Raw genomic sequence first — 19,150 nt, 5'->3', positions numbered from 1 at the left:
GGAGGGGCCGGGCGATCGCGATGATCACCCGGCCCCTCCGGTCGCCGCCCGAGGCGGCGGGTCGTCAGACCAGCGCGGCCTCGCGGGCCACGACGGTGACGACGTCGTTCTCGACGGACAGGAAGCCGTCGTCCGCCTGAGCGGTGATCCGGCTGCCGTCCGCGGCCGTGACGCGGACCTCGCCCGAGGCGAGGATCGCGAGCATCGGCTCGTGACCGACCAGGATGCCGATCTCGCCCTCGACGGTGCGGGCCGAGATCTGCTTGGCCTCACCCGCCCAGACCTCCGCGTTCGCGGAGACGACGCTGACCTTCAGGAACGCGGCCATGGTCAGCCGTTCTCCTTCTGGATCTGAGCCCACTTCTCCTCGACGTCCGTGATCGGGCCGACGTTGAAGAACGCCTGCTCCGCCACGTGGTCGAACTCGCCGCGGGCGATCGCGTCGAACGACTCGATGGTGTCCTTCAGCGGGACGGTCGAGCCCTCCACGCCGGTGAACTTCTTCGCCATGTAGGTGTTCTGCGAGAGGAACTGCTGGATCCGGCGCGCACGCGACACCGTGATCTTGTCCTCCTCGGAGAGCTCGTCGACACCGAGGATCGCGATGATCTCCTGCAGCTCCTTGTTCTTCTGCAGGATCTGCTTGACGTTCGTGGCCACGCGGTAGTGGTCGGCACCCAGGTAGCGGGGGTCGAGGATGCGCGAGGTCGAGGTCAGCGGGTCGACGGCCGGGTAGAGGCCCTTCGACGCGATCTCACGGGAGAGCTCGGTCGTCGCGTCGAGGTGCGCGAACGTCGTGGCCGGCGCCGGGTCGGTGTAGTCGTCGGCGGGGACGTAGATCGCCTGCAGCGAGGTGATCGAGTGTCCGCGCGTCGAGGTGATGCGCTCCTGGAGCACGCCCATCTCGTCGGCGAGGTTCGGCTGGTAGCCCACCGCGGAGGGCATGCGGCCCAGCAGGGTCGACACCTCCGAGCCGGCCTGCGTGAAGCGGAAGATGTTGTCGATGAAGAGCAGCACGTCCTGCTTCTGCACGTCGCGGAAGTACTCCGCCATCGTCAGCGCGGAGAGCGCGACGCGGAGGCGCGTTCCCGGCGGCTCGTCCATCTGGCCGAAGACGAGTGCCGTCTTGTCGAAGACGCCCGCCTCCTCCATCTCGGCGATGAGGTCGTTGCCCTCACGGGTGCGCTCGCCGACGCCGGCGAACACGGACACTCCACCGTGGTCCTGCGCGACGCGCTGGATCATCTCCTGGATGAGGACGGTCTTGCCGACGCCCGCTCCGCCGAACAGGCCGATCTTGCCGCCCTGCACGTACGGGGTGAGGAGGTCGATGACCTTGATGCCGGTCTCGAAGAGCTCGGTCTTCGACTCGAGCTGGTCGAACGCCGGGGGCTTGCGGTGGATCGGCCAGCGCTCGGTGATCTCGAACGACTGTCCGTTGATCGTGCCGTCGGCGTCAGCGTTGAGCACCTCGCCGATCACGTTGAAGACCTTGCCCTTGGTCACGTCGCCGACGGGGACCGAGATCGGCAGGCCGGTGTCGTGGACCTCCTGGCCGCGGACGAGTCCGTCGGTCGGGTTGAGCGAGATGGCGCGGACGAGGTCGTCGCCCAGGTGCTGCGCGACCTCGAAGGTCAGCTTGGACGAGACGCCCTCGACCTCGACGTGCGTGTAGAGCGCGTTGTAGACCTCGGGGATCGCGTCGTGGGGGAACTCGATGTCAACGACGGGGCCGGTGACGCGGGCGATACGGCCGACGGCCCCGCCCGGAGTCCCGGTCGCCGCCTCAGGTGCGGTCAGTGTCATTGCTTCTTCCTTCTGTGGTCTCACCGCACCCGGAGGGCGGAGGCTTCGTGTCGGGGAGGTGCGCCGTCTACTTCGAGGACGACAGGGCGTCGGCGCCGCCGACGATCTCGGCGATCTGCTGCGTGATCTCGGTCTGGCGCGCGTTGTTGGCGAGCCGGGTGTACGTCTTGATGAGCGTGTCGGCGTTGTCGCTCGCCGACTTCATCGCCTTCTGGCGCGCCGCGTGCTCGGACGCCGCCGACTGCAGCATCGCGTTGAAGATGCGGCTCTCGACGTAGACCGGCAGGAGGCGGTCGAGGACCGTCTCGGGGTCGGGCTCGAACTCGTAGAGCGGGTACAGATCGGTGTTCTGATCCTCGGCGCCCTCGACGACCTCGAGCGGCAGGAGCCGGACGACGGTCGGCTGCTGGGTGACCATGCTGACGAAGCGGTTGTACACGAGGTGGATCTCGTCCACTCCGCCCTCTTCGTCGTCGAGGTTGTAGGAGTCGACGACCGCGTCGGCGATCTCCTTCGCCGTCTCGAACACCGGCTGGTCGGTGCCGCCCGTCCAGATGCGGACGCTCGGGCGCCGGCGGAACGAGAAGTACGCGTTCGCCTTGCGGCCGACCAGGTAGAAGACGACCTCCTTGCCCTCGCTGCGCAGCAGCGAGGCCAGCTCCTCCGCCTCCTTGAGCACGCTCGAGGAGAACGCGCCGGCGAGGCCGCGGTCGGAGGTGAAGATCACGATCGCGGCCGTGTCGAGCTTCTCGCGCTCGGTCGTGAGCGGGTGCTCGACGTTCGAGTAGGTCGCGACGGCCGACACGGCGCGCGTGATGGCGTTCGAGTACGGCGCCGCGGCGGCGACGCGGTTCTGCGCCTTCTGGATGCGCGAGGCCGAGATCAGCTCCATGGCGCGGGTGATCTTCTTGGTCGTCTGGGCCGAGCGGATCTTCGACCGGTAGACCCGGAGTTGCGCTCCCATGTGTCTCCTGTAGTCCTTCTCTGAATCGTCAGGGGGCCGCTGTTAGCGACGGCCCTTGACGATCTTCTCCTGGCCGACCTCGTCGGCCGAGATCGCCTTGTGCTCCTCGCGCCCGACCGAGGCGAGCGGCTTGCCCTCACCGGTCTGGAACTCGAGCTTGAAGCCGTCGACGGCACGGTGCAGCTCGGCGACGGTGTCGTCGGAGAGCACGTTGGTGTCGCGCAGCGTGGAGAGGACCTGCGTGTTGCGGCCCAGGTAGTCGAGCAGCTCGCGCTCGAAGCGCAGCACGTCGGGGACGGGCACCTCGTCGAGCTTGCCGTTCGTTCCGGCCCAGATCGAGACGACCTGCTCCTCGACGGGGTACGGCGAGTACTGCGGCTGCTTGAGCAGCTCGGTGAGGCGGGCGCCGCGGGCGAGCTGACGACGCGAGGCGGCGTCGAGGTCCGAGGCGAACATCGCGAAGGCCTCGAGCGAGCGGTACTGCGCCAGCTCGAGCTTCAGCGTTCCGGAGACCTTCTTGATCGACTTGACCTGGGCGTCACCGCCGACTCGCGACACCGAGATGCCCACGTCGACCGCCGGACGCTGGTTGGCGTTGAAGAGGTCGGACTGGAGGAAGATCTGGCCGTCGGTGATCGAGATCACGTTGGTCGGGATGTACGCCGAGACGTCGTTCGCCTTGGTCTCGATGATCGGGAGGCCCGTCATCGAGCCGGCGCCGAGCTCGTCGGACAGCTTCGCGCAGCGCTCCAGCAGGCGGGAGTGCAGGTAGAAGACGTCGCCGGGGTACGCCTCGCGTCCCGGCGGGCGGCGCAGGAGGAGCGACACGGCGCGGTAGGCCTCGGCCTGCTTCGACAGGTCGTCGAAGATGATCAGGACGTGCTTGCCGCCGTACATCCAGTGCTGACCGATGGCCGAGCCGGTGTAGGGGGCGAGGTACTTGAAGCCGGCGGGGTCCGAGGCGGGGGACGCGACGATCGTCGTGTACTCCATCGCTCCGGCGTCCTCGAGCGCGCCCTTCACCGAGGCGATGGTCGAGCCCTTCTGGCCGATGGCGACGTAGATGCAGCGGACCTGCTTGTTCGTGTCGCCGGACTCCCAGTTGGCCTTCTGGTTGATGATCGTGTCGATCGCGATGGCCGTCTTGCCGGTCTGGCGGTCGCCGATGATGAGCTGGCGCTGTCCGCGGCCGACGGGGATCATCGCGTCGATGGCCTTGATGCCGGTCTGCAGCGGCTCGTGGACCGACTTGCGCGACATGACGCCGGGGGCCTGGAGCTCGAGGGCGCGGCGGCCCTCGGAGGCGATGTCGCCGAGTCCGTCGATCGGATTGCCGAGCGGGTCGACGACGCGGCCGAGGTAGCCGTCGCCGACGGGGACGGAGAGGACCTCGCCGGTGCGGGTCACCTCCATGCCCTCCTCGATGCCGGAGAACTCGCCGAGGACGACGACGCCGATCTCGTTCTCGTCGAGGTTCTGGGCGAGGCCCAGCACGCCGTTGGAGAAGCGGATCAGCTCGTTCGCCATGACGCCGGGGAGTCCCTCGACGTGGGCGATGCCGTCGGCGGCGTCGATGACGTAGCCGACCTCGGTGGTGGACGCCTTGCCCGGCTCGTACGACGAGACGAAGTCCTTCAGCGCGTCGCGGATCTCATCCGGGCTGATGGTGATATCTGCCATGGGAATTCCTATTCGTTGGGTCCGTGCGAGCCGAAGCGGTCGTCGGGGCCTGACCTGGGTGGTGCGGAGGTCGGAGGCGGCGCGAGCCGCTCCCTGAGGATACGTGCGTCCGTCAGGACGCGAGCTGGAGCTTCAGGTCGGACAGCCGCGCCGAGACGGTGCCGTCGATGACCTCGTCGCCGACGTGCAGTCGCATGCCGCCCAGGAGGGAGGGGTCGACCAGGACGTTGACGGAGACCGGGCGGCCGTACTGGCGCGTGAGCGCCGAGCGGAGCCGGTCGAGCTGCTCGGGGTGCAGCGGAGCCGCGACCGAGACCGTGGCGATGGTGAAGCCGCCCTGGTCCGCGACGACGCTCGCCGCGAAGCGGACGAGCTCGGGGATGCGGCGACCGCGCGGGTGCGCGATCAGCTGGCGGAGGATGGCGAGGGTCTCCGCGGAGGCCTTGCCCTCGAGGAGGCGCTGCACGAGCGCGTCCTTCGAGTCCGCCGCGGCGAGCTTGCTGCCGAGCGCGAGCTCGAGCTGAGCATCCGACGCCACGACGGCGCCGAATGTCTGCAGCTCGGTCTCGAGCGAGACGCCCTCCGGGGTGGCGGACGCGATCGCACGGACCCCGACCTCCTCGATTCCGGCGATCAGATCGCTCGGGCTCGACCAGCGGTGGCCGACGACGACGGTGAGCAGGCGCTTGGCCGGCTCGCCGAAGGGTGCGAACACCCGGGCGACGAGGGCCTGCCTGCTGCCCGCATCGGTGCTCGGGTCGGAGAGGACCGTGCGCAGCTGCGCCTGCCCGTCGATGACCCGGGCCGCCTCGAAGAGCTGCTGGGCCGTGTCGAGGGACGCCTGGCCGCCGAGGGCGGAGAGCTCCGCCTTCGCCGACGCGAGTGCCTGCCTGGACGCGCTGCCCATCAGCTGTTCGCCTTCTCCGAGGCCTCGAGGTCGGCGAGGAAGCGGTCCACGATCGCGGACGCCTTCGCGTCGTCGTTGAGGCTCTCGCCGATGACGCCGGAGGCGAGATCGATGGCGAGGGTTCCGACTTCGGAGCGCAGAGCGACGACGGCCGACTGGCGGTCCGCCTCGATCTGGGCGTGCGCGTTCTGGAGGATGCGCTCGGCCTCGACCTGCGCCTGCTCCTTCTTCGCCGCCACGATCGCGTTGCCGTCGGCGTTCGCCTTCTCGCGGATCACTCCGGCCTCGGCGCGGGCCTCGGCCAGCTGAGCGGTGTACTTCTCGAGTGCGATCTCAGCCTGTCGCTGGGCCTCGTCGGCCTTCGCGATGTTCCCCTCGATCGCGGCGGAGCGCGCGTCGAGCATCGTCTGAATGCGCGGCAGGACCAGCCTCCAGAAGAAGAACAGCAGGATGAGGAAGATCACCCCCGACCAGAAGAAGTCGTAGAACTCCGGGATCAGAATGACCGCGGGGACGTCACCTTCTTCCGCAGCGATGTTCACAGCGGTGCTGAACACGACTACGCCGCGAAGATGAAGTAGGTGGCGAGACCGATGAGCGCGAGCACCTCGGTGAACGCGATGCCGAGGAACATCGTGGTCTGGAGGCGGCCGGCCATCTCGGGCTGGCGCGCCATGGCCTCGACGGTCTTGCCCGCGACGATGCCGACACCGATGCCGGGGCCGATCGCTGCGAGGCCGTAACCGACCGTCGCGATGTTGCCGGTGAGTTCGGCGAGAACGGTGACTGAGTCCACGAGTGGGTCCTTTCAGTGGGGTGATCGTGTGAACGGGCGGGAGCCCGTGAGTAGTGGGGTCAGTGCTCCTCGGCGACGGCCAACTGGATGTAGACCGCAGCGAGGAGAGTGAAGATGTAGGCCTGCAGCACCGCGACCAGCAGCTCGAAGAGCGTGAAGGCGCCGCCGAAGGCGAAGGTCACGACACCGAAGAGCTTGAAGCCCGGGTCGATCTGCGAGCTGAAGAGGAAGAACTGCGTGGCCGAGAAGCACAGCACCAGGAGCAGGTGCCCGACGATCATGTTCATCACGAGCCGCAGCGCGAGCGAGAGCGGACGGATGATGAACGTCTGCAGCAGCTCGATCGGCGTGAGGATGAAGTAGATCAGGAACGGGGCTCCGGGCGGGAAGAGGGCGTTCTTGAAGAAGCCCATCCCCCGGTCCTTGATGCCGGCGTAGATGAAGGTGACGTACGCGACCAGGCCGAGGAAGAGGGGCATGCCCACGACCGACGTTCCCGCGATGTTCAGGAACGGGACGATGCCGGTGAGGTTCATAGCGATGATCGCGAAGAAGATCGTCACCAGGATCGGCAGGAAGCGGCGCGCGTCCTTCTCGCCGAGGATGTCCTTCGCGATCGTCACGCGGACGAAGTCGAAGGCCATCTCCACGACGCTCTGGAAGCGGCCCGGGACGATGCGCATCTTGCGCGTCCCGAGGTAGAAGAACAGCATCAGGGCGATGACCGCGATGAAGCGGACCAGCATGACGCGGTTGATCTCGAAAGGGGTTCCCTCGAAGAGGAAACCGGGCGGGAAGAACTCGGAGATCGACGGGGTGTGGAAGTCACTCTCACCGGTCGAGGACGAGACCAACAGGGTCACAGCGTTAGCAAACAGCGCTAGCTCCTGGAATTCGGGGCGTGGCACGTGGCAGACGAACGACGTGAATCGTTCGGACGCAACGCTCTCGCGACGACGAAAGGTGGGGTATTCCGCTCGGACGGCGTTCGCACTCGGCGGTCGACATCAACGATGAGACGACCTGAGGACGGGCACACGTCGCCTGCGGGGATTGGACCCTACTGTAGCAACAGAACGGCCTGAGAGCCGAATCGTGATCCTCTCAGACGCCACTCGGGCGGCGCTCATCGGGCGATGTCGCTGACGTTCGCCATGCGCGAGCGCGAGACGACGAGGACGTCGATCACGAGCGAGCCGAGGACCGCCGCGATGATCGTGATGAACATGGCGGTGCTGTTCAGCCACGGCTGGTCGCGCAGCACGAGGGCCGCGATCACGAAGAGGACGAACTTCGCGAGCCAGGTGCCGAGCACCACGGCGAAGAAGCCGCCGATGTCCATCCGGTTGGCGACGAGGATGCTGGCGGCGGTGAGCGCCACCATGACCCCGCCGACGACGGCGCCGATCAGGGCGCCGACGGCACCCTCACCGCCGGCGGCGAGGAATCCGACGATCGCGCCGACGACGGCCAGAGCGAGGACGAAGACGCCGCCGACGGCGAGCGTGCGCCGGAGGACGGGCACCGAGGCGGGCTGGGGGCGGGGGGCGGCCGGGGAGGCTCCGGTCATGATGCTTCTTTCCGCGCCTGGTGCGGCGCTGTCGTGTCGCGGCCGAGCGGTAGCCCGATCGGCGGACGGCGCGTGTCGGTCTCGGACGCGCGGTCGAGGGGGTCGAGGACGGGGGACGCCTCCGCCGACTGCGCCGCCGCCTCGAGCCGCTTGCGGCGGCTGAGCGGGAGGAGCGTGACGACGGTGCAGGCGAGCAGTCCGATCGCGAGGAAGGCGAGCGGCACCCAGAGCACGTCGACGACGAACATCAGCAGGCAGCTGAAGGCGACGACGGCCGTCCAGGCGTAGAAGATCAGCACGGCGTGCAGGTGCGAGTGCCCCATGTCGAGCAGCCGGTGGTGCAGGTGCTTGCGGTCGGCGCTGAACGGCGACTTGCCCGCGCGCAGCCGCCGGATCACCGCGAGGCCGAAGTCCATCAGCGGGACGACCAGGATCGCGAACGGCAGGATGATCGGGATGAACGCGGGCAGCAGCTCCTTCGCCGCGAGCTGCGAGGGGTCGATCTGGCCGGTGACGGCGATGGCCGACGTCGCCATCAGCATGCCGACGAGCAGCGCTCCCCCATCGCCCATGAACATCTTCGCCGGGCGCCAGTTGATCGGCAGGAAGCCCGCGCAGGCGCCGACGAGGACGACCGCGATCAGCGAGGCGAGGTTGAAGTAGTCGGTCGGCGACGTCTGCTGCACCAGCAGGTAGCTGTAGAGGAAGAACACGCCGTTGGCGATCAGCGCGACGCCGGCGACGAGGCCGTCGAGGCCGTCGATGAAGTTCAGCGCGTTGGTCACCAGCACGATCGCCAGCACGGTGATGATCAGCGACATCCAGGGCGAGCCGACGGTGAGGCCGCCGATCGGCAGCGAGACGATCTGCACGCCCTTCCAGGCGATCAGCCCCGCGGCGATCATCTGCCCGGCGAGCTTCGTCGTCCAGTCGAGGTCCCAGATGTCGTCGGCGACGCCGATCAGGACGATCAGGAGGCTCGCGCCGAGGATCGCGAGGATCGGCTCGGGATTGGCGAACACCAGCCTGAAGTAGGGCAGCTGCGAGGCGATGCCGAAGCCGACGAGGATCCCGAGGAACATGGCGATGCCGCCCAGGCGCGGGGTCGGCCGGGTGTGCATGTCGCGCACCCGGATCGCCGGGTAGAGCCGGTACCGCAGGCTGAGCTTCCAGATGACCCACGACAGCCCGCAGGTCACGACCGCGACCGCGAGCGAGACCAGGACGAAGGTGATCATCGGCTACTCACCCGGGGCGGAGTCGGGGCGCGCGGTGCCGCTCGCCGCCGGCTCGTCCTGCACCTGGGCGCGCGACGCCCAGTCCGGTCGCGCCGTGGGAGCGGGCTGCTCCTCGGCGGCGACGGGCTCGTCGTCCTCGACGGTCGGGTCGCTGAGCTCGGTGGAGGCGTCGTAGGACGCGACCGGCGCGGGGGCCTCGGGCTCCTCGGACGTGGCGACGCCGTCGAGGAGGAGGTCGCCGACGACCTCGCGGATGCTCTCGGCCGAGACGACGCCCTGGCGGAGGATGCGCAGGGTGCCGCCCTCGAAGCTGAGCGCGGTCGCGTCGACGATGGTGGAGGACTCGCTGGCGCCGACCGGCCGGTCGCTGTAGCGGCTGCCGGCGGTGCCCGCGTCGAGGTAGACGTCGACGGAGTCGCCGAGCTGGTCGAGCGCCTCCTGGGCGGTGGTGGCGGACGGGCGGCCGGTGCGGTTGGCCGAGGAGACCGCGAGCGGCCCCGTCTCGGCGAGGAGCTCGAGGGTGACCGGGTTGTCGGGCATCCGGAGGGCGACGGTGCCCCGGGTCTCGCCCAGGTCCCAGACGAGGGAGGGCTGCGCGTGCAGCACGATCGTGAGCCCACCCGGCCAGAAGGCCTTCGCCAGCTCGCGGACGGCCTCGGGCACGTTCTCCGCGAGGGCGTCGAGCGCGGCCACGTCGCCGATCAGCACGGGCGGCGGCGACTGCCGGGTGCGCCCCTTCGCGTCGAGCAGGCGCTGCACCGCCGCGGCGTCGAACGCGTTGGCCGCGATCCCGTAGACCGTGTCGGTCGGCAGGACGACGAGCTCGCCCCGGCCGATCGCGGTGCGCGCGAGACGGGTGCCGGTCAGGAGGTCCGTGTCGACGGAGCAGTCGTAGATGCGTGACATAACGCCGCAATGATACGGGACCACCGGTGGTGACCACCCGGAGGGCGCGCACCGCTCCGGCGGACGGCTCCTGTGCCGAGAGACCGCGCCGAAAGGGGGCCCGCTGCGCGCGACCAGGCGATCCGCGCCCCGGGACGCGCCACGCGAGGCGAGGAGGAACGGGCGCGTCCTACCGTGTCCCGGCGGCTCGCCTGCCGTCGTGATCCCGATCGGGAGGCTCCCTCGATGGACCGGACGTCCTGCTGCGCGCCGGAGTCCCGGGTTCGCCGCCCCGGAGCTCGATGATCCACCGCGTCGCCGCACTGCTGCGCTCCCCGACAGCGCGGAGCTCCTCGAACGCCGCCCTCGAACGGCTCGTCTCCCGCGGAACGAGCGCGGTCGTCGGCCTCGTCGTCGCCGTCCACGTGTCGCCCGCGGAAGCAGGCGTCTACGCGATGGCGTTCCTCGCGCTCTCCCTCCTGCAGGAGATCGGGGAGAACACGGTGCGCCCGCTCGGCGTCGCGATGTGGCGGAGGGAGGGGGGCGCGCGCCAGCTCCGGCGCGCCGCCGCCGTCGTCTCCGTCGGCGGGGCGACGGCGATGGCGGTCGCGATCGGTGTGCTCTGGGCCCTGTCGGCGGCGTCCGCCGCGCAGGCCGTCGCCCTCCTGCCGTTCGTCGCCGTCGCGGCACTCCACGGGGCGATCCTGCCCGCACTGACCCGGGCGCAGTACGACGGTCGCTGGGCCTCGATCGCGCGGAGCCAGGCCCTCGGCAGCATCGCCTCGATCGTCGTCTGCGTCCCCCTCGCTCCCGTCCTCGGCATCGCGGCCGGATCCCTCCAGACCGGGGTGACCGAGGGGATGCTCCTCCTCCTGCTCTCGAGACGGGGGACGCTGCCGACTCCCGACCTGCCACGTCGGCCGATACTCAGGGACTACGTGATCCCCACCCTGCAGAGCAACGTCTTCGGCTGGTTGCAGGGCCAGTCCGAGCGGATCGTCCTCTCCGCTCTCGGTGGAGCCACGACGCTCGGTCTCTACTCGGTCGCGAGTCAGATCGCGCGCGCCGTCTCGGACGCCGTCGTCCTCGGACTCACCAACGTCCTCCGCGCTCGGGTGGCCACCTCCCGGACGGACGAGGAGCGGCGCGCAGTGCTCCGCTCCGTGATGATGCAGGCAGCGGTCGGCGCCCTGGTCGTCCAGGCGACGATGGTCGCCCTGGATCTCCTCGTCCTCGGCCGCGTCCTCGACTCCTCCTGGCATCCCGCCCTGCTGATCGTGCCGATCCTCTCCATCTCCTCCGCGCCGATCGCCTGCATGTGGTGCGCCTCCTCGTTCCTGATCGTGCAGGGCCGCGCGAGCGTGCTCGTGCCGTGGCACTGGATCGGCGTCGCTCTCAGCGTCGGAGCCGGATTCGCCGTCGCCGCCGATCTGCTCGCGGGCGCGTGCGCCGCCGTCCTCCGCGACACCGTCGCCCTCGCCGGTCGCCTGCCGCACGTCGCGCAGGACATCGGCCGCGCCGGCGTCCTGCGCGTCTACGGCTGCCTCTCGGCCGGCCTGCTCATCGGCGCCGCAGGCTTCTGCGCGGCGCTCCTCCCCTACAGCTGACCACCCCTGCCCCCACCCTCCGACCTCTGAGGCGACCCGCCATGACACCACCTCCCACCGGCTCGCACCGGCGTTCGCTCGCGCGGTCTCCACGACGACTGCCGCCTCCGCCCGGTCAGCCGCAGTCCCCGCGTCCGGGCAGAGCGCCCGCGCAGCGCTCGAACGCCGTCTGGCTTCCCGCCCTGGCGGTCCTCCTGCTCGGCGCCGTGGTGGTCGCGGTCGTCACCGGCGAGCTCCGGATCCCGGCTCTCGCTGCTGCGGCGGCCTGCGTGCTGATCGTCGCCCGCCTGCTCGCGCCGGCCGCCGCCCTGACGCTCGTCCTCGTCCTCTACGCGGTCGTCCCGTTCGACTACCTGGCGCTGCCCGCGCCGTTCCCGATCCTCAGTCCGATCATCGTCTTCGCGGCACTCCTGGCGATCGCGACCGGAGCTCCGCCACCGCCCTGGCTTCGCAGGACCCGGCTGGTGGCGCCGATCGCGTTCACGGTCTACGCACTGGTGATCCCCGTCCTCCGGCCGCAGGGGCAGATCGAGACGATCGCCTCCTGGACGGTCGTCGTCGTCATCGCGCTGATCGCCCTTCCGCTGTGGATGAGCGACCCCTCGGTCTTCCGGCCGCTGACCACCGCCCTCCTCCTCGTGTCGGTCGTCCTCGCGATCGTCGGGACGGTCGAGTTCACGACCCGGTCGAACCTGTACGCCGAGATCTTCGCCTCTGCTCCCTTCCCGCTCACGCAGAAGTGGAGCGTGTACCGGATCCTGACGACGCTCGGGCACCCCCTGGTGAACGGCACCTTCTTCGCCTCGGTCGGGTCCCTCGCGTTCGGGCTGTTCCTCAAGGGCAGACGGCCGGGTGCCCTCCTCGGCTTCGCGGCCTGCTGCGCAGGCGTGCTGCTCTCCGGATCACGCAGCGCCGTGATCGCGATCGCGGTCGGCGTCCTGGTGGCGGGCGGCGTGACCGTCGTCCGCCTCACGGGCAGCCGGCTCGTCCGACTGATCCTCGCGTTCGCCCCTCTCCTCGTGATCGTGTCGACCGTGGGTGCGCAGGCCCTCGACCCCCGCTCCGAGACGGAGGAGGGCGCCCGGTCCGCGGACGTCCGCGACCTGGTCCTCCGGATCGGTCTGAAGGTGCTGCCGACGGAGTCGGGCGTCTTCGGCTCCGGCGGAGGACTGTCGGGCGTCGTCTTCGCGCAGAACGGCGGGGGGAACTACGTCCTCGAGAGCAGCCTGTGGCAATCGGTCTTCAGCTACGGGCTCATCGGCACGACGCTCCTGCTGGCCCACCTCATGATCGTCCTGATCTGCTCGATCGCCCGGGGTGCCGTGGCCGGTCCCGCGATGCTGGTCGCCTACCTGGTGGCGGCGTCGGCCTTCAACCTCCTCGAGTCGGCGCCGGCCTCTCTGATCATCCCGGCGCTCGCCCTCCTGCTGACCATCGCGGAGGCCCGGTCGGAACCGGCACCGCCGCGCGCACTCCCACCCGTCCCTCCGCGCCGCGTCCGCCCCGGCGAGCGCTCCGCACGGAGCACGGACCCTCACGGCGCCAGCGGCGCAGGACGGGCGCGCCGGAGCAGCCGGACCGGCGACAAGCCGGGTCGTTCCGGCCGCGCCGCGCCAAGAGCCCCGGAGACCGCGCCGCACGCCGCAGTGCCGGCGAGCGTCTTGGTAGCGTCCCGCGAGCCGCTGGACATCCCGCCCCCGGCGGACACCGAGGAGTGCTGATGACATCGACGCGGCGCTGGCTGGTCGCCACCACGGAGTACGCGGGGCTGACGCCCTACACCGGCGGAATCGGGCGCGGCTTCGCCTCGCTGCTGCCGGCACTGGTGAGGGCGGGCGTCGAGGTCGACCTCGTCGTCCTCTGCTGCGACCCGCCTCTCGACGGCTTCGATCCCGAGGGCGTGCGGATCCTCGAGTACGTCCGTCTGCGCCGTCGGCCCGCCATCGGCCGGCTCCTGCAGCGGGCGCTCCACCTGCGCGCGCTCGTCCGCCGCACCCGCTACGACGCGATCTTCCTCGCCGAGTGGGAGGGCCTGGGCGCGCTGCTTCCGCGGCACGCCCCGCTCGTGACGAACCTCGCGACCGGCTACCGCATCGCGGACTGGATCGCGGGCGGGTCGGCGAGAGGGCGCACCCTCCGCACGCGCCTCCTGATCGGGCTCCAGAAACGCCTCGAGACCCGCCAGATGAGACGGTCGCGCGGACTCGTCCCGATCTCCCGCGCGGTCCGGGACTGGTACTCGACGCGGATCCCCGAGCTTCCGCCCTCGATCGTCGTCCGCAACTGCATCGACGTTCCGATGGTGCAGCAGAGTGCGCGGTCCGGCGACCTCCCGGACGGCTGGCCGCCGGGCCCGGGTCCCGTGGTGCTCTTCCTCAGCCGCATCGAGCGGCGCAAGGGCGTCGAGACCGCGATGCACGCCTTCGAGGCACTGGCCCGGACCCGTCCGGACGTCTCCTTCGTCTTCGCGGGAGCCTTCTGCTTCCTCGAGCCGACGGAGGCCGAGCTCCTCGGCACGGTCGCCGACGAGCACCGCGACAGGTTCACGTTCCTCGGCCACGTCGGTGGTGACGAGGTGTTCGCCGCGATCAGGGCCGCCACCGTCGTGACCTGTCCCTCGCGCTGGGAGGGCTTCGGGAACGCGGCGCTCGAGGTCAAGGCGGTGGGTACCCCGCTCGTCGCCACCACCGGCAGCGGCTTCGACGACTTCTGCGAGGACGGCGTGGATGCGCTGATGGTGCCTCGGGACGACCGCTCGGCGCTCAGCGAGGCGATCGGACGACTGCTCGACGAGCCGGAGCTCAGGGAGCGCCTCATCGATCGCGCTGCGCGCGGGATCCACGCCTTCACCGCGGACGCGGTGGCACCGGACCTGCTCGCGGCCGCCCAGCAGCTGCTCGAGGGCAACGGCCGGGCGATCGGCGGGGCGACGGCCTCGAGCGAGCATCGATGACCCGTTCGAGCGCGGCGCGTCCCCGCTCGGTCACGATCGGCGTCCCGGTCTACGGGGTCTCCGCGTACGTCGAGCGCTGCCTCTCCTCGCTGTGGGCGCTCGCGCTGCCGACCGGATGCGCGGTGGAGGTGATCATCGTGGACGACGCGAGCCCCGACGACTCGATGGTGAAGGTCCGCGCGTCGATCGCGGACGCGCCTGGGTCGTTCTCGGTGCTGGTGGTGACGCACGAGTCGAATCACGGCCTCGCCGAGGTGCGGAACACGATCCTCGAGCACGCCACCGGAGACGCGCTCTGGTTCGTCGACTCCGACGACCACGTCCATCCCGGCATGCTCGCCGCCATGGTGGCCGCGATGACCGCGGATGTCGACGTCGTCGTGACCGGCCTGATCGCCGTCGGCGAGTCGGGCAAGCGGCTGCCCGTCGGAGCGATGCCGTACACCGGGGACCGCCTCTGGAGGGGATGCGACGCCGCGGTCGAGCTCTTCGAGTTCCGGCTCTGGGCCTTCCTCTGGAACAAGCTCGTCCGACGCGAGCTCTACGACGGCCTCCGCTTCCCCGGGTCCCGCTCCTACGAGGACACGGCGCTGATGGCCGTCCTGCTCGCGCGTGCGCGCACGGTCTCCTTCGTCGATCGAGAGCTCTACGTCTACTCCGTCCGCCCCGGCGCGATCACGGACGGCCTGCGGGTCGACCTCCTGGACCTCTCGAGGAACGTCCGCCACGTCGTGCGCCTGCTCGAGGCGGACTTCCCCCGACTCGCCGCGCACCCCTCGGTCAGCTCCTACACGGCGCGGGTCGCCCACCTGTCGGCGCTGCACCACGTCGCCGAGCACCCGTCCGCCGGCGACGTCGGCCGCACGATCGAGCGGGAGGTCTCGGCCGACGTCCGAGCGAGCGACGTCCTCCGCACCGTCCGCGACGGGCACCTCGCCGTCGCGGGCGCACTCGCCCTCATCGCCGTGTCGCCGAGCACCTACGTCGGTCTGCGCCGTCGGTCGACGACGACGTGCATCCTGCGCCACCTGCGTCGATTCCGGCGCGTCTGACGCGGTCCGAGCGGCGCTGCGCGCCAGTTCCTCGACGAACACGCCCTTTCAGGTGGACGCTCGGTCCCGCGCGAATAGCGTCCCCGCCATGCCAAAATCCCTCGCCGTCATCGGCACGCGCGGCTACCCCAGCTACTACGGCGGCTTCGAGACCGCGGTCCGCCGGCTCGCCCCCCACCTCGTCGACGCGGGCTGGGACGTCACCGTCTACGGACGCCCCGGAGCGACCGTCGACGACGCCGAGGACCGGGACCCGCGCGTCCGCACCGTCGTCACCTCCGGCTGGGACTCCCGGTCGCTGAGCACGCTGAGCCACGGGCTGAGCGCGACCCGCGACGCGGTGCGACGCGCTCCCGATGTCGCACTCGTCATGAACGCCGCGAACGGCCTCTTCCTCCCGCTGCTCGAGCGCGCCGGCATCCCCACCCTCGTCAACGTGGACGGCATGGAGTGGGAGCGGGAGAAGTGGGGGCCTCTCGCGCGATCCGTGTTCCGAATGGGCGCGCGGATGACCGCGGCGCACGCCACCGAGCTCGCCTTCGACTCGCACGAGATCGCCCGGCGCTGGGGCACCGACTTCCAGCGCGACGGCGTCTTCCTGCCCTACGGCGGCGACGTCCCTCCCGTGCTGCCCGTCGAGCCCGGACTCCGGCGCCGGTCGTATGCCCTCCTCGTCTCGCGGTTCGTTCCCGAGAACACCGTCGAGGAGTTCTTCGCCGCCGCTCCCGCGATCGCGCGCACTCACGACGTCGTCATCGTCGGCTCCACCGGCTGCGGCGGCGCGCTGGATCAGCGGGCGGCTCGCCTGGCGGCGTCCCACGAGCGCATCCACCACCTCGGTCACCTCCGCGACGACGCCCGGCTCTTCTCGCTCTGGCAGCACGCGGGCGCCTACTTCCACGGTCACAGCGTCGGCGGCACCAACCCCGCGCTGGTCCAGGCCATGGCCTGCGGCGCTCCGACGGTCGCCCGCGACACCGTCTACAACCGGGAGGTGCTCGGGGAGGGCGGCGTGTTCGTCGCACCGGACGCCCCGTCGATCGCCGCGGCGGTGCGGCGGATGCTCCTCTCCCCCGACGAGCAGTGCGCCGCGAGCGACGCGGCCCGCGAGCGCGCCCGCGAGCACTACACCTGGAAGGCGGTCTGCTCCGCCTACGAGGAGAGCCTCGCCGGGCTGGTGCGCGACGCGTCAGCACGGTCGCCGCGTCTGCGCGCCCACCGCCGCCCGCTGGTGAGCCGGTGAGCGGGTCCGTCGGCCGGCGACGCCGTCCCCGCCCTCCGGCTGCGGCGTCCAGCCCGCGGACGATCCTGTTCCTCCATCCCTCCGACGAGACCTACGGCGCCGATCGGGTCCTCCTCGAGGCGCTGCGAGCGGTGCCCGAGGACGTGACGGCCGAGGTCTGGCTCCCGGACGACCTGGACTACCCCGCTCGCCCCCTCACCCGTCTGCTCGAGGAACGCGGTGTCACGGTGCGCCGCATGCCGCTGCCCGTGCTCCGGCGGGCCTACCTCCGCCCCTGCCACCTCCTCTCCTTCCTGCGGCAGGCGGCAGCGACCAGCCGGGCGATCCGCGAGCTCGGTCCGGCGCTCGTCTACGTGAACACCGCCGCGCTCGCGCTCGTGCTGCCCGTCGCCCGCCTCCTCGGTGCACCGACCCTCCTGCATCTGCACGAGCACAGTCGAGGGATCGAGCGGTGGGTCCTCTGCCTGCTGTTCCGCTCGGCGGACCGCCTAGTCGTCGTGAGCCGAGCGGTCGCGGACACGCTGACCTCCTCCAACCGGAGACGGTCGACCGTCGTCCACAACGGATTCGAGAGCACGCCGCCGGTCCCACTCCCGCAGGGAGACGAACTCGTCTTCGTCCTGGCGAGCAGGTGGAACGCGTGGAAGGGCCACGAGCACTTCCTCCGGGTGTGGAGTCGCCTCCAGCGCCGGGACGTGCGGCTGATCGTCCTCGGCGGGCCTCCGGTCTGCGGGGCCGGAGTGGACGTCCCCGGCATCGTGGCGGGCATGCGGAACGGCGAGTCCGTCGAGGTGCGCGGCGAGTGCGAGGACGTGCGGCGAGTGCTGGACGCGTCTCACGTCGTCGTCGTGCCGAGCACGTCGCCCGATCCCCTGCCGACGATCGCCCTGGAGGCCGCCGCAGCCGGACGAGCAGCCCTCGTCAGCCGCTCCGGCGGGCTGCCGGAGATCGTGCTGGACGGAGTGACCGGGCGCACGCTCACGCCCGGCGCGGTGGAGGAGTGGGTCGCGGTCCTCGAGGGGCTGGATCTCGCCGCCGTGGAGTCGTTCGGCCGGGCCGCGCACGAGCGCTCCACGGCGGCGTTCTCCCGGACCGAGTTCGTGCGCCGCATCGGCGAGGAGCTCCGGGCGATGCTGCGATGATGCGGCCGAGACGTGCACTCGTCGTCGCGAGCCCGTACTCCGAGGGGGCGGCCAGGGCCCTGATCGCCGGCGCCGCGTCCCGCGGGGCCCTGGCCGCGGAGATCCTTCCGCGCACGAGGCTCGTCGCTCTCGCCGCGTCGCTCCCCCTCCCGTCCGCTGCAGCCCGCACGACCTTCGGGCGGCGGATGCGCGTCCTCCGGGACGGCTACGCCGCGGCTCGTCCCCACCGGGTCGAGCGGGTGTCGCATCTGGCCGAGATGGTGCTCCGCGCGGGTCTCCGGCTGCCCTGTCCCGGTCTCGCGCTGCGGGCGTCCTACCTCTCCAAGGTCCTCTTCGACCGGGCGGCGGCGGCTGTCGAGCTCCCCGAGGGCGCGGTCGTGCTGGGCTTCCCGGGCGCCTGCCTCGCGCTCTTCCGCGCCCACCCCGACGCCCGGCGGGTCCTCCACGCCGTCGACGCGCATCCGCGAGCGCACAACGGCGAGCTCCTCCGGCACTTCTCCCGCCGCCGGACCTGGGACGAGCGCTACCCCGGGCGACTCGTGCGCCGGATCGAGAAGGAGCTGCGACTCGCCGACATCGTCCTCACCCCCTCGGCGCTCGTCTCGGAGCAGATGGCCCGGTACGGCGTCGATCGCGCGAAGATCGTGCAGATCCCCTACGGCGTGAGCCTGACGGGCTTCACCCCGGACGGACCGTCCGTCGATCGGGACCCCGAGCGGCGACGACTCGTCTGCGCGGCCCACCTCTCGCATCGCAAGGGGATCCCCCAGCTCCTGGACGCCGTTCGAGGACTGCCGGTCGACCTCGTCCTGGCCGGCGGGGTGTTCGATCGGCGCCTCCTGCGCGGTGCCCCGCCGAACGTGATCGTCACCGGCCCGCTCTCCGCGGACGAGCTCGCGCGGGAGTTCCGGGCCGCCGATGCCTTCGTCCTCCCGACGCTGGAGGACGCCTGCTCCCTGGTCGTCGCCGAAGCCGCGGCCTCCGGGCTCCCGGTGATCACGACCGACGCCAACGGCGCCTCCGTCCTTCTCGACCCGCTGCACAGCACGGTCCTGCCCGCGGGCGACGTCCCGGCGCTCCGGGACGTGCTCGGCCGGGTGCAGCCGCTCGATCGGGCGACCCGGCGGGCGATCGCGGACTCGGCGCGCGCCGCGGCGACGTCGATCACCGACTGGACCACCTACGCGGAGCGGGTGCTCGACGTCGTCCTCGCCGAAGAGGGGAGACAGGGGACGGACGCTCGGGCGGGCAGCGGTCCGCGACGCGAGCGGAACTGAGAGAATCTCCCGCAATAGCGAGCACACCTC

Annotated in this window: 18 protein-coding genes; 7 read left to right on the top strand and 11 right to left on the bottom strand. The window is 70.9% G+C overall.

Annotation, left to right across the window (positions count from 1 at the left end; translation table 11 throughout):
• Positions 1-64: 64 nt before the first annotated feature.
• The 11 genes from EDF35_RS07710 to EDF35_RS07660 all read right to left on the bottom strand — a co-directional run bounded on the left by EDF35_RS07710 (position 65) and on the right by EDF35_RS07660 (position 9,867).
• Positions 65-328, bottom strand: a complete 264-nt coding sequence (locus EDF35_RS07710; RefSeq protein ID WP_123732037.1) for a F0F1 ATP synthase subunit epsilon — start codon at positions 326-328, stop codon at positions 65-67.
• Positions 329-330: 2 nt separating this feature from the next.
• Positions 331-1,806, bottom strand: a complete 1,476-nt coding sequence (gene atpD / locus EDF35_RS07705; protein ID WP_123445507.1) for a F0F1 ATP synthase subunit beta — start codon at positions 1,804-1,806, stop codon at positions 331-333.
• Positions 1,807-1,873: 67 nt separating this feature from the next.
• Complete coding sequence (locus EDF35_RS07700) at positions 1,874-2,770, bottom strand: F0F1 ATP synthase subunit gamma (RefSeq protein WP_123445506.1); 897 nt, start codon at positions 2,768-2,770, stop codon at positions 1,874-1,876.
• Between the two features lie 42 nt (positions 2,771-2,812).
• Positions 2,813-4,450, bottom strand: coding sequence for a F0F1 ATP synthase subunit alpha (gene atpA, locus EDF35_RS07695; protein WP_123702905.1), 1,638 nt, complete (start codon positions 4,448-4,450; stop codon positions 2,813-2,815).
• 112 nt (positions 4,451-4,562) lie between these two features.
• Positions 4,563-5,357 (bottom strand): F0F1 ATP synthase subunit delta, encoded by a 795-nt coding sequence (locus EDF35_RS07690; protein ID WP_133961647.1) that lies wholly within the window; start codon positions 5,355-5,357, stop codon positions 4,563-4,565.
• Positions 5,357-5,914, bottom strand: coding sequence for a F0F1 ATP synthase subunit B (locus EDF35_RS07685; RefSeq protein WP_243582674.1), 558 nt, complete (start codon positions 5,912-5,914; stop codon positions 5,357-5,359). The genes EDF35_RS07690 and EDF35_RS07685 overlap by 1 nt, the downstream gene beginning before the upstream one ends.
• 2 nt (positions 5,915-5,916) lie before the next feature.
• Positions 5,917-6,153, bottom strand: coding sequence for an ATP synthase F0 subunit C (locus tag EDF35_RS07680; protein WP_055794702.1), 237 nt, complete (start codon positions 6,151-6,153; stop codon positions 5,917-5,919).
• Positions 6,154-6,212: 59 nt separating this feature from the next.
• On the bottom strand, positions 6,213-7,016 hold the full coding sequence (gene atpB / locus EDF35_RS07675; protein ID WP_123445503.1) for a F0F1 ATP synthase subunit A: 804 nt from the start codon (positions 7,014-7,016) through the stop codon (positions 6,213-6,215).
• Between the two features lie 263 nt (positions 7,017-7,279).
• Positions 7,280-7,723 (bottom strand): hypothetical protein, encoded by a 444-nt coding sequence (locus EDF35_RS07670; protein WP_132435744.1) that lies wholly within the window; start codon positions 7,721-7,723, stop codon positions 7,280-7,282.
• Positions 7,720-8,961: an MraY family glycosyltransferase gene (locus tag EDF35_RS07665; protein ID WP_123735361.1), complete on the bottom strand. Its 1,242-nt coding sequence runs from the start codon at positions 8,959-8,961 to the stop codon at positions 7,720-7,722. The genes EDF35_RS07670 and EDF35_RS07665 overlap by 4 nt, the downstream gene beginning before the upstream one ends.
• A 3-nt stretch (positions 8,962-8,964) precedes the next feature.
• Positions 8,965-9,867 carry an L-threonylcarbamoyladenylate synthase gene (locus EDF35_RS07660; protein WP_133961645.1) on the bottom strand — a complete coding sequence of 301 codons (903 nt, stop codon included), beginning with the start codon at positions 9,865-9,867 and terminating at the stop codon, positions 8,965-8,967.
• Positions 9,868-10,148: 281 nt separating this feature from the next.
• Between EDF35_RS07660 and EDF35_RS07655 the strand changes: the two genes are divergently transcribed.
• The 7 genes from EDF35_RS07655 to EDF35_RS07625 all read left to right on the top strand — a co-directional run bounded on the left by EDF35_RS07655 (position 10,149) and on the right by EDF35_RS07625 (position 19,120).
• The gene (locus EDF35_RS07655; protein WP_133961644.1) at positions 10,149-11,453 is read left to right on the top strand and encodes an oligosaccharide flippase family protein; all 1,305 of its coding nucleotides are present in this window, start codon (positions 10,149-10,151) and stop codon (positions 11,451-11,453) included.
• 41 nt (positions 11,454-11,494) lie between these two features.
• The gene (locus EDF35_RS07650; protein WP_133961643.1) at positions 11,495-13,174 is read left to right on the top strand and encodes a hypothetical protein; all 1,680 of its coding nucleotides are present in this window, start codon (positions 11,495-11,497) and stop codon (positions 13,172-13,174) included.
• Positions 13,174-14,406, top strand: a complete 1,233-nt coding sequence (locus tag EDF35_RS07645) for a glycosyltransferase family 4 protein (protein ID WP_133961642.1) — start codon at positions 13,174-13,176, stop codon at positions 14,404-14,406. Before EDF35_RS07650 ends, EDF35_RS07645 begins: the two co-directional genes overlap by 1 nt.
• The gene (locus EDF35_RS07640) at positions 14,403-15,458 is read left to right on the top strand and encodes a glycosyltransferase family 2 protein (protein WP_133961641.1); all 1,056 of its coding nucleotides are present in this window, start codon (positions 14,403-14,405) and stop codon (positions 15,456-15,458) included. Before EDF35_RS07645 ends, EDF35_RS07640 begins: the two co-directional genes overlap by 4 nt.
• A gap of 88 nt (positions 15,459-15,546) precedes the next feature.
• The gene (locus EDF35_RS07635; RefSeq protein WP_133961640.1) at positions 15,547-16,701 is read left to right on the top strand and encodes a glycosyltransferase; all 1,155 of its coding nucleotides are present in this window, start codon (positions 15,547-15,549) and stop codon (positions 16,699-16,701) included.
• The gene (locus tag EDF35_RS07630) at positions 16,698-17,843 is read left to right on the top strand and encodes a glycosyltransferase family 4 protein (RefSeq protein ID WP_133961638.1); all 1,146 of its coding nucleotides are present in this window, start codon (positions 16,698-16,700) and stop codon (positions 17,841-17,843) included. The genes EDF35_RS07635 and EDF35_RS07630 overlap by 4 nt, the downstream gene beginning before the upstream one ends.
• Complete coding sequence (locus EDF35_RS07625; protein WP_133961636.1) at positions 17,843-19,120, top strand: glycosyltransferase family 4 protein; 1,278 nt, start codon at positions 17,843-17,845, stop codon at positions 19,118-19,120. Before EDF35_RS07630 ends, EDF35_RS07625 begins: the two co-directional genes overlap by 1 nt.
• Positions 19,121-19,150 lie beyond the last annotated feature (30 nt).

The sequence above is a fragment of the Rathayibacter sp. PhB151 genome (assembly GCF_004366415.1).
Lineage (GTDB): Bacteria > Actinomycetota > Actinomycetes > Actinomycetales > Microbacteriaceae > Rathayibacter > Rathayibacter festucae.
The sequence above is the reverse complement of the archived record's forward strand: the minus strand, read 5'-3'. Positions and strand labels throughout refer to the sequence as shown.

Coding starts and splice junctions, on each gene's coding strand:
- atpA (WP_123702905.1), bottom strand. CDS start 4,450: ATGGCAGATATCACCATCAGCCCGGATGAGATCCGCGACGCGCTGAAG.
- EDF35_RS07650 (WP_133961643.1), top strand. CDS start 11,495: ATGACACCACCTCCCACCGGCTCGCACCGGCGTTCGCTCGCGCGGTCT.
- EDF35_RS07655 (WP_133961644.1), top strand. CDS start 10,149: ATGATCCACCGCGTCGCCGCACTGCTGCGCTCCCCGACAGCGCGGAGC.
- EDF35_RS07665 (WP_123735361.1), bottom strand. CDS start 8,961: ATGATCACCTTCGTCCTGGTCTCGCTCGCGGTCGCGGTCGTGACCTGC.
- EDF35_RS07700 (WP_123445506.1), bottom strand. CDS start 2,770: ATGGGAGCGCAACTCCGGGTCTACCGGTCGAAGATCCGCTCGGCCCAG.
- EDF35_RS07660 (WP_133961645.1), bottom strand. CDS start 9,867: ATGTCACGCATCTACGACTGCTCCGTCGACACGGACCTCCTGACCGGC.
- EDF35_RS07645 (WP_133961642.1), top strand. CDS start 13,174: ATGACATCGACGCGGCGCTGGCTGGTCGCCACCACGGAGTACGCGGGG.
- EDF35_RS07690 (WP_133961647.1), bottom strand. CDS start 5,357: ATGGGCAGCGCGTCCAGGCAGGCACTCGCGTCGGCGAAGGCGGAGCTC.
- EDF35_RS07670 (WP_132435744.1), bottom strand. CDS start 7,723: ATGACCGGAGCCTCCCCGGCCGCCCCCCGCCCCCAGCCCGCCTCGGTG.
- atpD (WP_123445507.1), bottom strand. CDS start 1,806: ATGACACTGACCGCACCTGAGGCGGCGACCGGGACTCCGGGCGGGGCC.
- EDF35_RS07710 (WP_123732037.1), bottom strand. CDS start 328: ATGGCCGCGTTCCTGAAGGTCAGCGTCGTCTCCGCGAACGCGGAGGTC.
- EDF35_RS07640 (WP_133961641.1), top strand. CDS start 14,403: ATGACCCGTTCGAGCGCGGCGCGTCCCCGCTCGGTCACGATCGGCGTC.
- EDF35_RS07625 (WP_133961636.1), top strand. CDS start 17,843: ATGCGGCCGAGACGTGCACTCGTCGTCGCGAGCCCGTACTCCGAGGGG.
- EDF35_RS07635 (WP_133961640.1), top strand. CDS start 15,547: ATGCCAAAATCCCTCGCCGTCATCGGCACGCGCGGCTACCCCAGCTAC.